14 protein-coding genes are annotated in these 13,201 nt (G+C 69.8%); 9 read left to right on the top strand and 5 right to left on the bottom strand.

The window, feature by feature from the left end; genetic code table 11:
• Positions 1-502: 502 nt before the first annotated feature.
• The 5 genes from WFQ05_RS13295 to flgA all read right to left on the bottom strand — a co-directional run bounded on the left by WFQ05_RS13295 (position 503) and on the right by flgA (position 4,563).
• Positions 503-1,624, bottom strand: a complete 1,122-nt coding sequence (locus WFQ05_RS13295) for a porin (protein WP_165403053.1) — start codon at positions 1,622-1,624, stop codon at positions 503-505.
• Positions 1,625-2,214: 590 nt separating this feature from the next.
• The gene (locus WFQ05_RS13300) at positions 2,215-2,943 is read right to left on the bottom strand and encodes a hypothetical protein (RefSeq protein ID WP_337054190.1); all 729 of its coding nucleotides are present in this window, start codon (positions 2,941-2,943) and stop codon (positions 2,215-2,217) included.
• Positions 2,944-3,139: 196 nt separating this feature from the next.
• Positions 3,140-3,487 (bottom strand): flagellar protein FlgN, encoded by a 348-nt coding sequence (locus WFQ05_RS13305; protein WP_130515608.1) that lies wholly within the window; start codon positions 3,485-3,487, stop codon positions 3,140-3,142.
• Position 3,488: 1 nt separating this feature from the next.
• Complete coding sequence (gene flgM, locus WFQ05_RS13310) at positions 3,489-3,800, bottom strand: flagellar biosynthesis anti-sigma factor FlgM (RefSeq protein WP_130515606.1); 312 nt, start codon at positions 3,798-3,800, stop codon at positions 3,489-3,491.
• Between the two features lie 97 nt (positions 3,801-3,897).
• Positions 3,898-4,563, bottom strand: coding sequence for a flagellar basal body P-ring formation chaperone FlgA (gene flgA / locus WFQ05_RS13315; RefSeq protein WP_337054192.1), 666 nt, complete (start codon positions 4,561-4,563; stop codon positions 3,898-3,900).
• Positions 4,564-5,093: 530 nt separating this feature from the next.
• Between flgA and flgB the strand changes: the two genes are divergently transcribed.
• The 9 genes from flgB (at position 5,094) to flgJ (ending at position 13,198) form a co-directional block, all read left to right on the top strand.
• Positions 5,094-5,468, top strand: coding sequence for a flagellar basal body rod protein FlgB (gene flgB, locus WFQ05_RS13320; RefSeq protein ID WP_130515602.1), 375 nt, complete (start codon positions 5,094-5,096; stop codon positions 5,466-5,468).
• A gap of 13 nt (positions 5,469-5,481) precedes the next feature.
• The gene (gene flgC / locus WFQ05_RS13325) at positions 5,482-5,889 is read left to right on the top strand and encodes a flagellar basal body rod protein FlgC (protein WP_337054193.1); all 408 of its coding nucleotides are present in this window, start codon (positions 5,482-5,484) and stop codon (positions 5,887-5,889) included.
• 29 nt (positions 5,890-5,918) lie between these two features.
• Positions 5,919-6,614, top strand: coding sequence for a flagellar hook capping FlgD N-terminal domain-containing protein (locus WFQ05_RS13330; protein WP_130523232.1), 696 nt, complete (start codon positions 5,919-5,921; stop codon positions 6,612-6,614).
• 36 nt (positions 6,615-6,650) lie between these two features.
• Positions 6,651-7,871 carry a flagellar hook protein FlgE gene (gene flgE, locus WFQ05_RS13335; protein ID WP_130533512.1) on the top strand — a complete coding sequence of 407 codons (1,221 nt, stop codon included), beginning with the start codon at positions 6,651-6,653 and terminating at the stop codon, positions 7,869-7,871.
• Between the two features lie 360 nt (positions 7,872-8,231).
• Complete coding sequence (locus WFQ05_RS13340; RefSeq protein ID WP_130523230.1) at positions 8,232-8,978, top strand: flagellar basal body rod protein FlgF; 747 nt, start codon at positions 8,232-8,234, stop codon at positions 8,976-8,978.
• Between the two features lie 31 nt (positions 8,979-9,009).
• On the top strand, positions 9,010-9,795 hold the full coding sequence (gene flgG / locus WFQ05_RS13345; protein WP_130515592.1) for a flagellar basal-body rod protein FlgG: 786 nt from the start codon (positions 9,010-9,012) through the stop codon (positions 9,793-9,795).
• A gap of 8 nt (positions 9,796-9,803) precedes the next feature.
• The gene (locus WFQ05_RS13350) at positions 9,804-10,577 is read left to right on the top strand and encodes a flagellar basal body L-ring protein FlgH (protein WP_130533510.1); all 774 of its coding nucleotides are present in this window, start codon (positions 9,804-9,806) and stop codon (positions 10,575-10,577) included.
• Between the two features lie 11 nt (positions 10,578-10,588).
• The gene (locus WFQ05_RS13355; protein ID WP_130530823.1) at positions 10,589-11,701 is read left to right on the top strand and encodes a flagellar basal body P-ring protein FlgI; all 1,113 of its coding nucleotides are present in this window, start codon (positions 10,589-10,591) and stop codon (positions 11,699-11,701) included.
• A 330-nt stretch (positions 11,702-12,031) separates the two neighbouring features.
• Entirely contained in the window at positions 12,032-13,198 is a 1,167-nt protein-coding gene (gene flgJ, locus WFQ05_RS13360) for a flagellar assembly peptidoglycan hydrolase FlgJ (protein WP_130561196.1), read from the top strand.
• Positions 13,199-13,201 lie beyond the last annotated feature (3 nt).

Below are 13,201 nucleotides of genomic sequence, written 5' to 3' on the forward strand. Positions count from 1 at the left end.
GACCAGGTGGCGTCGGCACTTCGACTTCGGAAGGGCAGCGGTCCGGGGGGGGGGGGGGGGGGGGGCCGGCAAGCGGGGGGGCGGCCCGGGGTGGGGGGGGCGGGGGCGGCGCCCCGCGCTGGGGGCCCCCCCCCCCCCCCGCCCCACTGCCTCGCGCGTCAAGTTGAAGGGCTTCGGTTTGAGCCCCCTCCCTTGCGCGAAGCGCAGGGGAGGGATGGGGAGGGGTCGGGGCTTTACCGGCAAGCCACAGAAGCGAAGAGCAAAAGCACCCCACCCCGGCCCTCCCCTTCGCCTGCGGCGAAAGGGAGGGGGCAGAGCGCTCGCCCACGCCTTGGGGTGGAAGGAGGTGCTGATCCATGCGCCGAGGCTAGGCGGCGAAGTCGGCTCACCGACCTGCTCGCGTGCCATCAGCTGATTCGCGTCTGCGCACTCCGTGAGGAACAAAAAAAAGCGGGCCCGAAGGCCCGCTCTCTTCCACGTCGAAGGACGCGGCGCGGCGTGCTTAGAACATCACCTGCGCGCGCACTTCGAAGGCGTTGGGGTCGACTTCCACGCCGGCGCGGCGGCTGTAGGCCTTGATGTAGTTGGCCTGCACCTTGAAGTGCTTGGAGTAGTAGTAGTTGGCGCCCACGGTCCAGTCGTGCTGGTAGCCGCCGCGGATGCCGGCGTCGTTGAGGTCCAGGTCGCTGTAGCGCAGCAGCAGTTCCACGGCGCCGGCGGGGTTCTTGGGCACGACGTTGCCGAGCGTGCCGTTGTACGGGCGCGACTCGCCGGTGACGATCCAGCTGCCGTAGACGGTGTTGCCCTGGGCGTGGAAGTCGCTGTAGCCATCGCGCGCGACCTGTTCCTCCAGGTGCTCGGCCAGCACGGTGAACGGGCCGGCGATGCGGATGAACTCCAGGCCGCCGCGTTCGATATGGGTGGTGCCCGGCAGGGCGCCGCTGTCGATCAGGCGCGTGTCGGTCAGGCCGGCCTCGATCTTGGTGCGCACGCGGGTGGAGGTGGCGTCCGGGTTCTCGACCGAATAGCCCACGCCCAGGTGGATGACATCGCCCTCGGCCTTGTGCGGCGTCCAGGCGAAGTGCCCGGCCATGGTCGTGCCGGAGTTGGTGCCTTCCATCGTCGCGCCGGACAGCGCCTGCAGCTGCACGTTCCAGGTCTTGCGGGTCAGCGACCACTCCACGCCGGTGCGTCGGCCTTCGTAGATGGCCTGGGTGGCCAGCGGCGCTTCCAGGAAGGAGATGGTGCGCGAGGCGCCGACCGAGTCCAGGCCGATCGGGGTCTTGAAATAGCCCACGCGGATGGCGCCGTAGTCCTTGCCGAACCAGGCCTTGGTCTGGAAGCGCGCGGCCACGTCCAGCCACAGGTGCGACTGGTAGTCGTACTGGGCGCCGATCTCGAACACGCCATCGAGCTTGTAGAACGCGCCGAACTCCTTGCGCCGCATGTCGTCGGCGTTCTCGAAGCGCGCGTCGTCGCCGCTGAAGTGGTTCTGGTCGTAGGCGAAGTTGCCGGTGATGCCCAGCTGCCCGCCGTTGTCGAATTTGTAGCTGGTCGGCCAGTCCGCCGCGCTCGCAGCGCCCGCGGCGCACAGAAGACCTGCGGTGAGCAGTGTCCGCTTCATGTTCTCTCCCAATGTGCTTGTGCATGCCCAGGCGCGGCGTTTGGCCGCGTGGCATGCGGGTGTGACGGCTTTGTCAGCCAGATGACGTGTGCAGGACTTTAGTCGCCCGCGCCGGCCGGGCTGTATAGCCCAATCGTCGAAAGCGCGGGTCGCGGGCAGGCCGTGGGCCCGCGACATCGGGCCGCGATGCGCCTGAACGGGGACGCGGCGTGGCGGGGACGGGGCGAGGTGGCGAGGGCATCGCCAGGCACGCGGATCAAGGGCGGCTCCCGGGCAGATCGAGGCCGGCCAGTGCATCACGCCGCGCGTGGCGCGGTGATAAGCATCGACCATGAGCAGATGCCGCAGGCGCATCAGCGCCCTTCGCACTCACCGCCTTCAACCCCGACGCCAGCGAAGCCCCCACTCGCGTCATTCCCGCGAACGCGGGAATCCAGGGACTTTTGCAAGGGCTCGCACCGGAGGGCAAAGGCACTGGATGGTCAGGCATGCGTCTGCCAAGAAGCACTTCCCGCCTTCGCGGGAATGACGGCTGGCCGGATGGCTTGCTTCTGACGCGAGCCCGCAGATCCCCGCCAACGACCAATCGCCTACTTCCCACCCCACCCCGGCATCTGCGCCGTATCCAGGCCGCCGGTCTCGAACTCGGCCGTGCGCGTGCCGCCGGCCTTGACCGGAAACTCGATCCTCAGTGTCTTGGCCTGCGCGGCCAGCTTCCACAGACCCTTGTAGTCCTCGATGAACATGGCGATGGCCTCATCGGTGTCCGGGCGCCAGGCGTCCATCGCCTTGGGCTTGCCGTCGTCGACGCTGACCTTGACCTTGCAGCCCTTCAGGCACGGGAAGTCGCCGGCCTTGAGCACCAGATAGGCGCTGCGCTTCCACTCGGGGTGGTCGCGGAACACCAGCTGCACGTCCTGCTTGCGGCCGCTGCCGTCGGTATCCAGCGGCTCGGCGCTCATGATCGAGGCCGAGACCTGGGCGCCCTTGCCGATCATCACCTGGTTGTAGTTCCACAGGTTGGCCAGGCGGCGCTGCTCGCGCGCGGCGTCGGCCTTGGACTTGGCCTCCTCGTACTGCGCCTGGATCTTCTGCGCGGCCGGGCTGTCGGGGTACTGCTGCAGCAGCGCGCTGCCGTGGGCGCGGGCCAGGTCCCAGTTCTGCGCGGTATAGGCCTGGTCGAACTGCGCGGCCAGCGCGTCGGCGGCCTTGGCCTGCGCGGCGGCCTGCTGGGCGGCCTGTTCGCGGCGCTGGGCCTCCTGGTCGGTGCAGCCTGCCAGGGCCAGGGCACACAGGGCGACGGACAGCACGGCTTTCATCACGGGCGACTCCTCAACGGCGGGCGGGTTCGGGCCCGCCGGCGCGCTTGGGAGATGCTTGCACCGGTTCAGTCAGTCGGTGACCAGCGAAGCCATGCGGCGCGTGGCGAGGCACACGGCGCACAGCGTACAGGGCGTGGCCGCGCCTGCCGAGCACGCTCGGGCCCGCCCGTGGGCAGGCATCGCCGCAGGCCGCTCAGACGACGGCAAGGCTGCGCCCGTGGGCGCGCGTGCCGGCCAGGCCGGCGGCGTTGTAGGTGCCGGTGGATTCGACGCGGCCGAGGTGGCGTAGCGCCCAGTCCACTTCGCGGCGGCGGCGTGCCAGCAGCACGCCGTTGGCCTGGTTGAGCCGACGCAGATCGTCCAGGCGTTCGGCGGCGGCGGCCGGCGGCGGGTTGGCCTCGGCCTGGCGCAGCGCGCGCACCTTGGCCTCGGTGGAAGCCAGCAGGGCCATCACATCGTTGTCCAGCAGCGCGCGGCGTTCTTCCTGCAGCGCCTGCTCCAGCGCGCCCAGCGGGCCGTGGTCGAGCGTGGCGGTCGTCATGTCAGCCTCCCAGCTCGCGGTCCAGGTCGAGCATGCGCGAGGCGATGGCCTGCGGGTCGATCGTATAGCGGCCGTGGGCGATGGCGTCCTTGAGCGCGGCGACGCGCCCCATGTCGATGCCGGCCGGCGCCGATCCCAGTTCACGTCCCATGGCCTTAAGTCCTTCTGCGTCGCCGGTCAGGCTGAGGCGGTCGGTCTCGGCCGTGGCGGAAATGGGTTCGTTGCGCGCGCCACCGACCCGCGTGGCCGCCAGCGAGGCGGCGACGGTGGCGGCGTGTGCGGCCGGCGGCAGTCCGTCGATCTTGTAGCTCATGGGGCACTCCTGAAGTGCTTCAGTCGAACCCGGTAACGGCGTCCCAGGCAGGAACTTGAGACCTGGGTGACATATTTTGTCACGTGCCTGTTCAGCTTCACTGGACGACGTCCACTTCGCCGGGGACCAGCGATACGCGGCCGCGTACCACCTTGTTGGAGGCGCTGTTCTGCACGGCCACGCGCTGGCCGGCCTGGGCGTTGCCCAGGGCCACGCCGGGCATGCGGATCTCCGCCCCGGCCACGCGCGAGACCAGCACGACCGGGTCGCCGCGGTGCAGCGGCTGGCCCTGCTGCAGGTCGCCGGCGGTGACGATGTCGCCGGCCGACAGGGCGCGGGCGGCGATGGCGCCGGTCAGCTGCTCGGGGCTGGCGAAGGTCGCGCCTTCGGTGGTGCCCAGGTCGCGGCGCTGGACGACCAGGTTGGCGTTGGCCACCGGTTCGCCCGGGCGCACCGGGCCGCCGGCCACGACCACGTCGGCCTCGCGGCGCACGGTCACCGGGACGAAGATCTTCCAGCCCGGGGCATCGTCGCAGCGCACCTGGGCCATGCGCGTGCCCTGGGCCACGGCCTGCAGGGGCTGGGTGCAGGCCACCAGCCGCAGGGCGTTGTCCAGACGCGCCTCGCCCTGCGCCTGCGGGCCGCCGACCGCCTGCAGCGCCGCGGCGCGCACGGCGTCGAGCGACTGCAGCTCGGCGGCACGGCCATTGCCGGGCACCAGCGCGGCCAGGGACAGGACGACGGAAGCGAGGCATCGGTTCATGGCGGGCGTGGGTGCAAGTCCTGTGCCGGTGGGGGCGAGGCCATGCCCTTTCAGTCCTCTGGGATCGCCCCCTCCCTTTCGCGAAGCGAAGGGGAGGGATGGGGAGGGGTGCCTTTGCTTTTGCTTTTTTCGTGATGGGCGAGAAGGAGCAACGGCAACAGCAACAGCCAACCCCTCCCCAGCCCTCCCCTGCTTCGCAAGGGAGGGGGCCAAGCAGCATTGCTGGGAAAGGAGAGCAGCGCCGCATCGCGAGACGCGTGCGAGGGGGAATGAGAGGCGCGAATTGCGCAGTGCGTCGCAGGTGCCGGATTTTTGGCAAGGCGGTGGCGAGCGCGTCGCCTGGCACGCGCTCGTCGCTGTGCGCCCGTACCAAACACGCCGCCGCACCAAACCCCAATTAGTGCTCGCGCGCGTAGGCGCGTGAGACCCCGCGCACCAAAGCCGTCGGCATCCCGACACCCGCGCCTGCGCGCCGGGCGTGGCACGCCGCTTGCCTTGCCCTGGACGTACATCCGTCCCCGGAGCGTCCCATGTCCGACTTCCTTGGTATCCACGGCACTGCGCTGGCCATCCGCGAGCAGCGGCTGCAGCTGCTGGCCTCGAACATCGCCAACGCCGACACCCCCGGCTACCAGGCGCAGGACCTGGACTTCAACGCGGCCCTGGGCGCGGCCCTGCAGGCCCCGGCCGGCGCCAACGCGCTGGAGGGCGGCAACGCCATCGGCCAGGCCGGCGCGGCGGCGCACTTCTACCGCCCGTCCAGCCAGCCCAGCCTGGACGGCAACACCGTGGACGGCGATCGCGAGAACGCCGCCTACGCCCAGGCCACGCTGGAGTACCGGGCCTCGCTGTCGTTCATCGAATCCAAGGTGCGGTCGATGCTGACCGCCATCACCGGCCAGTAAGCGAGGTCCCGCCATGAGCAACCTGCCCATCTTCGACGTCGCCGGTTCGGCGATGAACGCCCAGTCGGTGCGGCTGAGCACGGTGGCCTCCAACCTGGCCAACGCCGACTCGGTCTCCGGCGACCCCAACAGCGTGTTCCGCGCCAAGCAGCCGGTGTTCACCACCGAACAGGTCGGCAACAACCCGGCGCTGGTCGGCGTGCGCACGGCCGCCGTGCAGGACTCCAACGCCGCGCCGATCAAGCGCTACGAGCCGGGCAACCCGCTGGCCGACGGCAATGGCTACGTCTACGCGCCGGACATCGATCCGGTGACGCAGATGGTCGACCTGATCTCGGCCACGCGCAGCTACCAGGCCAACGTGGAGGTCTTCAACAGCGCCAAGGACACGGCCACCGCCACCTTGAACATGGGCCGCTAAACGGCTCTTCCCAGGACAACACCCACACCATGGTCACCACCACCGCCAGCACCGACAAGCTCACCGCCCTGGGCCTGAGCAGCACCGCCAAGTCCACCAGCGACAAGAACGCCTCGACCGGCGCGCTGGGCCAGGCCGACTTCCTCAAGCTGATGACCGAGCAGCTGAAGAACCAGGATCCGCTCAAGCCGTTGGACAGCCAGCAGTTCCTGGGCCAGCTGGCGCAGTTCTCCACGGTGCAGGGCATCGAGGGCATGCAGACGGCGATGGGCTCGATGGCCAGCGTCATGGAGTCCGACCAGACCCTGCGCGCGGCCTCGCTGGTCGGCCACGATGCGATGGTCACGGCCTCCTCGGTCGCCCACACCGCCGGCACCACGCTGGACGGCGAGATCACCGCCGCCACCGCCGGCCCGGTCACCCTGCAGGTCACCGATGCCAACGGCAATGTGGTGCGCACCCTGCAGGTCGAGGCGGCGGCGTCCGGCGCCACCGCGTTCCACTGGGACGGCCTGACCGACAGCGGCACCGCCGCCGGCACCGGCACCTACACCCTCAAGGCGGTGACCGGCTCGGTGGCCGCCGCCGACATGAAATCCGCCACCGCCCTGGACATCGGGGTGATGGCGCATGTGGACAGCGTCTCGATCGAGTCCACCGGACTGACCCTGAACCTGGCGGGCGTGGGCGGCTTCCCGCTGTCCTCGATCCGCCGCGTCAGCTGATCCCTCTCACCGTCACGCCTCCACGGAGAACCTTCCATGAGCTTCCGCATTTCCCTGAGCGGCATGAACGCCGCCTCGTCCGACCTGAACGTCGTTTCCAACAACATCGCCAACAGCAACACCACCGGCTTCAAGAGCAGCCGCGCCGAGTTCGGCGACGTGTTCGCCGCCTCGGTCTATGGCGTGTCCAGCAACGCCACCGGCGCCGGCGCGCGCCTGCAGCGGGTGGCCCAGCAGTTCACCCAGGGCAACATCGACTTCACCGGAAACTCGCTGGACATGGCGGTCTCCGGCCAGGGCTTCTTCACCCTGTCCGACAACGGCACCACGGTCTATTCGCGCGCCGGCAACTTCAGCACCGACGCCAGCGGTTACGTGGTCAACCCGTCCGGCCAGCGCCTGCAGGTGTTCGCGCCCAACGACGACGGCACCACCTTCAACACCGGCAAGCTCAGCGACCTGCAGCTGGCCACCGGCGATGCGCCGCCCAAGGTCACCACCAAGGTCCAGGCCAGCGTGACCCTGCCCGGCAACGCCACCGCGCCGACCAACAGCCCGTTCAACGCCGCCGACCCGACCACCTACAGCCAGACCACCTCGCTGACGGTGTACGACTCGCTGGGCGCGGCGCACACCCAGTCGCTGTACTTCAGCAAGACCGCCAACCCCAACGAATGGACGGTGCAGACCCAGATCGACGGGGTCAGCGTGGGCGGCGCGCAGACGCTGACCTACGATTCCAGCGGTGCGCTGGTCAGCCCGGCCAACGGCCAGCTCGCCCTGCCCGCCTACACCCCGCCCGGCGGTGCCGGCGCGATGGCGCTGAGCCTGGACCTGAGCAAGTCGGCGCAGTACGGGCAGAAGTTCGCCGTGTCCGCGCTGAACCAGGACGGCTACGGCACCGGCAGCCTGTCGGGCATCTCGGTGTCGTCCGAGGGCGTGGTCCAGGCCAGCTACTCCAACGGCGTGACCAAGGCGATCGGCCAGGTCGCCCTGAGCAGCTTCGCCAGCCCGCAGGGCCTGCAGCAGAAGGGCGACAACGCCTTCGCCGAGACCTTCGCCTCGGGCCAGGCGGTGCGCGGCGCGGCCGGCACCTCGGACTTCGGCCTGGTCCAGGGCGGCGCGCTGGAGGCCTCCAACGTCGACCAGACCGCCGAGCTGGTCAACATGATCAGCGCCCAGCGCAACTTCCAGGCCAACGCGCAGATGATCCAGACCCAGGACCAGATCACCCAGACGATCATCAACCTGCGTTAATCCGCTTCGCCCCCTCCCTTTCGCGCAGCGAAGGGGAGCTCGAAATCGCGGCTAGCGATTGAGGGGGAGGGGTGCTTTTGCTTTTTCCCGATGGGCGAGAAGAAGCAAGGGCAACAGCAACAGCAACAGCAATAGCAAAAGCCAACCCCTCCCCAGCCCTCCCCTGCTTCGCAAGGGAGGGGGCAAAAAGCCAAAGCGAAGCGCCGGCCCTGTGCCGGCGCTTCGCTTTGGCGGCTGCAAGCCACGTCGGGATGAGGTCTTACTGCGTGCCTCTTGCGGATCGCGCTTCCCGCTCACTCCTCACTCCTCCCAACTCACTCCTCGCTCCTCACCCCGGCACACCACTTGCATGCTCCGGGCATGGACAGAGCCCTCTACATCGCCATGACCGGCGCCAGCGCGACGCTCAAGTCGCAGGCGACGGTGTCCCACAACCTGGCCAATGCGCAGACCGTCGGCTTCCAGGCCACGCTCGATGCGACCCAGGCGATGCCGGTGACCGGCAACGGGCTGGCCTCGCGCGTGGCCACCGCCCAGCGCCTGGTCGGCGTCTCCGATGCCAGCGGTTCGCTCAGCACCACCGGCAACGGCATGGACGTGGCGCTGCAGCCAGGCCATTGGTTCGCCGTGCAGGACAAGGCCGGCGGCACCGCCTACACCCGCGCCGGCGATCTGAAGATCACCCAGAACGGCCTGCTCACCACCTCCTCCGGCCTGCAGCTGCTCGATGCCGGCGGCGCGCCGATGGTGATCCCGCCCAACGACGGCATGGACATCGGCGCCGACGGCACGATCTCGGTCATTCCGCAGGGCTCGCCTGCCTCATCGATGACCCAGATCGGCCGCCTGCAGGTGGTGCGCACCAGCACCCTGGACCTGGCCCGCGGCGAGGATGGACTGATGCGCCAGGCGCCGGGTGCGCCGGCGCCGACGCCGGCCGCCGGCGCGGTGCTGTCCACCGGCGTGCTGGAGAACAGCAATGTCGATGCCACCGGTTCGCTGGTGTCGATGATCGAGCTGGCGCGCCAGTTCGAGATGCAGGTACGCGTCTTGCACAGCGGAGACGAGACCGCGCAGAGCGCCAATTCCCTGCTGCGTTCGAGCTGACCCTCACTCTTTCCCGTAACGGAGAACCGCCATGACCCAGGCGCTTTGGATCGCCAAGACCGGCCTCGACGCGCAGCAGACGCGCATGGCGGTCATCTCCAACAACCTCGCCAACATCAACACGACCGGCTTCAAGCGCGATCGTGCCAATTTCGAGGACCTGCTCTACCAGACCCAGCGCCAGCCCGGCGGTGCGACCTCCGAGCAGACGATGCTGCCCTCGGGCATGTCCACCGGCACCGGCGTGCGCGTGGCCACCACGGCCAAGTCCTTCACCCAGGGCAACCTGAGCCAGACCGGCAACGCGCTGGATGTGGCGATCAACGGGCGCGGCTTCTTCGAGGTGCTGCTGCCCGATGGCTCGTCGGCCTATACCCGCGACGGCGCCTTCCAGGTCAACGCCGAGAACGAGGTGGTGACCAACGAGGGTTATCCGGTGCAGCCGGGCCTGCAGATCCCCGAAGGCGCGCAGAGCATCACCATCGGCAGCGACGGCACCGTCAGCGTGCAGCTGGCCGGCCAGGCCGCGGCCACGCAGGTCGGCCAGCTGACCGTCACCGACTTCGTCAACCCGGCCGGCCTGCAGTCCAAGGGCGGCAACCTGTACACCGAGACCGGCGCCTCCGGCCCGGCCCAGACCGGCACGCCGGGCGAGAACGGCGCCGGCCTGCTGATCCAGGGCTCGCTGGAAGGCTCCAACGTCAACAGCGTCGAAGAGCTGGTGTCGATGATCGAGACCCAGCGCGCCTACGAAACCAATGCCAAGGCCATCAGCACCGTCGATTCGATGCTGGGCTTCCTCAACCAGAACCTGTGACCGCCGCCATGCGTGTGCTCCTGTCTTTCGCCCTGCTCTGCGCCCTCGGCGCGCTCACCGGCTGCGCCACGGTGGTCGGCGACGTGCGTCCCTTCTCCGACCAGCTGGCACCGCAGCAGGCGCTGGACAAGAACACGCTGCTGGGCCGCTCGCCGGGCCAGTACACCCAGCTGCCCTCGCCGCAGCCCGGCTACGCGCAGCCGGCGCCGGGCGATGGCGGGGGCTCGATCTTCGCCACCGCCGCCGACGGCAGCGGCAACCGCGGCATTCGCCTGTTCCAGGACAACAAGGCGCGCGAGGTCGGCGACCTGCTGACCATCGTGCTGGTGGAGAGCACCAGCGCCAAGTCCAACGCCAAGACCGGCATCAGCAAGAACGACAGCATCGCCATGGGCGCGCCGACCGTGCTCGGCCAGAGCGTGACCTACAACGGCAAGAACATCCTGCAGGCCGAGGTGGACGCCAAGCGCGGCTTCAACGGCGCCGGCGACACCCAGCAGAGCAACTCGCTGGATGGCGACATCACCGTGACCGTGGTCCAGCGCCTGGGCAACGGCAATCTGCGCGTGGCCGGCGAGAAGCAGGTGCGCCTGAACCAGGGCGATGAGCTGGTGCAGGTGCAGGGCATCGTGCGCGTGGCCGACATCGGCCCGGACAACCGCATCACCTCCGACCGCGTGGGCGATGCCCGCATCGTGTACGGCGGCCGTGGCGCCGTGGCGCGTTCCAACGCCATGGGCTGGCTGAGCCGCTTCTTCAATTCCGCCGCCGCGCCCTACTGAGTAACGCCGCCATGCGTGCTTCGAATTCCCGTCTTGTCACCGCCGTGCTGGCCTTGGCCGCGCTCATCGCCGCTCCCGCCCAGGCCGAACGCATCAAGGACCTGGCCCAGGTGGCCGGGGTGCGCGGCAATCAGCTGGTCGGCTATGGCCTGGTCGTCGGCCTGGATGGCAGCGGCGATCGCACCAGCCAGACGCCCTTCACCGTGCAGAGCCTGAAGACCATGCTCGACCAGCTGGGCGTGACCCTGCCGCCGGGCACCAATCCGCAGCTGAAGAACGTCGCCGCAGTGGCCATCCAGGCCGAACTGCCGCCGTTCGCCAAGCCGGGCCAGACCATCGATGTGACGGTGTCCTCGATCGGCAACGCCGGCTCGCTGCGCGGCGGCGCGCTGCTGATGGCGCCGCTGCGCGGTGCCGACGGCCAGATCTACGCGATGGCCCAGGGCACGCTGGTGGTCAGCGGCTTCGGCGCCTCGGGCAAGGATGGCTCCAAGATCTCGGTCAACGCGCCCAACGGCGGCTCGATCCCCAACGGCGCCACGGTCGAACGCCCCGCGCCCGGCGGCGGCGCCGACAACGGCCTGGTCACGCTGAACCTGCACGAGGCCGACTTCACCACCGCCTCGCGCATCGTCGATGCGGTCAACCGCACCTTCGGCAACGGCCGCGCGCAGGCGGTGGATCCGGTCACCATCCAGATCGCCGCCCCGCCGGGCAACCGCATCGGCTTCATGGCCCAGCTCGAGTCGCTGGACGTCAGCCCCGGCGCGGCCGCGGCCAAGGTGGTGGTCAACGCACGCACCGGCACGGTGGTCATGGGCGGCAACATCGCCGTGCTGCCGGCGGCGGTCTCGCATGGCTCGCTGACCGTGTCGATCAGCGAGAACACGCTGGTCAGCCAGCCCGAACCCTTCTCGCGCGGCGGCCAGACCGCGGTGGTCCCGCAGTCCACCATCAGCGCCACCGCCGAAGGCGGCAAGATGTTCATGTTCCAGGGTGGCACCTCGCTGGAATCCATCGTCCGCGCGGTCAACGCCGTCGGCGCCGCGCCGGGCGACCTGGTGGCGATCCTCGAAGCGCTGAAGCGCGCCGGGGCACTGCGGGCGGAGCTGGAGATTATTTAAGGGGTGAGGGGCCAGGCCCAAGTGGCGGCAACTCAATGCCGCGGATTGAACTGCTGACGCCCGCAATCAACTCGCCCAAAGCGACGCTTCCGCCCCCTCCCTTTCGCGCAGCGAAGGGGAGGGGGCAGGTCCCGAGGTCGGAGACGCTGTTGCCCGAATCCCGAATCCCGAATCCCGAATCCCGAATCCCGAATCCCGATTCCCGATTCCCGAATCCCGATTCCCGATTCCCAGCTCCACACCCCCCCCGCCAGCCTTTTGACACCCCCCGGCACAGCTCTTGCCTAGGAAGGAACGACACCGCTTTCCCGGCCCGCCCGACCTACCGCCATGACCCTGCAGCTGCCCGGCACCACTGCACTGCCCCTGACGAAGTCGCATACCGCTTCGCCCGAGCAGATCAAGAAGGCCTCGAAGGAACTGGAAACCCAGTTCGCCTCGATGCTGGTCAAGTCCATGCGCGGCACCACCGGCGGCGATCCGCTGGCCGGCGGCGATACCACCTACCGCGACATGTACGACCAGCAGCTGGCCAAGGAGCTGACCAAGGGCCGCGGCCTGGGCCTGCAGGCGGTGATCGAGAAACAGCTGAGCCGCGACAACGGCGGCAGCGCGGCCGGCCAGGCGCTGGACACGACGCTGCCGGCGGCCCGCGGCGCGCAGGGCGCGCCGATGCGGCTGGACACTTCTGCGCGCGCCAGCGCCTTCCCGCTGTCCGGCGTGCTGCCGCTGCGCGCGCCCAATGCGTCCTCCGGCGCGACGCCGGTGGCCGGCGTCGGCGGCCTGTCGCTCGCGGCCTCGCATGCCGGGGTATCGCTGCAGGCGCTGCCGGCCACGGCGACGCCGCTGCCGCCGCCGATCGACGAGGACTGCCAGCTGGACTGCAGCAGTCCGGAGGCCTTCGTCCAGTCCATCTGGCCGCACGCGCAGAAGGCCGCGCAGGCCCTGGGCGTCCCGGCCAAGGCGCTGGTCGCCCAGGCCGCGCTGGAGACCGGCTGGGGCCGGCGCCTGGCCGGCAAGGGCGGCGTGACCTCGAACAACCTGTTCGGCATCAAGGCCGGCGCCAGCTGGGACGGCGACAGCGTCAACGTCGCCACCACCGAATACAGCAACGGCGTACGCCGTTCCGAGCGCGCCAACTTCCGCGCCTACGGCTCGGCCGCCGAGAGCTTCGCCGACTACACGCGCCTGCTCGGCAACGAGCGCTACGCCGGGGCGCGCGGCACCGGCCAGGACACGCATCGCTTCGCCACCGCGCTGCAGCGCGCCGGCTATGCCACCGACCCGCACTACGCCTCCAAGCTGACGGCGATCGCCAACGGCGCCACGATCAACCGCGCGCTGGCCAGCCTGCCCGGCGGCGGCGAACTGGGCCGCTACGGCAACGACGCGCAGCTGGCCTCGGCCCAGCCGGCTACCTCCGCCTCCGGCGCCGGCGTGGACACCTCGGTGTTCGCCGCGCTCGGCGACCGCTATCGCGCCGTGGCGCGCTACTGACCT

This window comes from Pseudoxanthomonas sp. USHLN014, from assembly GCF_037153335.1.
Lineage (GTDB): Bacteria > Pseudomonadota > Gammaproteobacteria > Xanthomonadales > Xanthomonadaceae > Pseudoxanthomonas_A > Pseudoxanthomonas_A winnipegensis.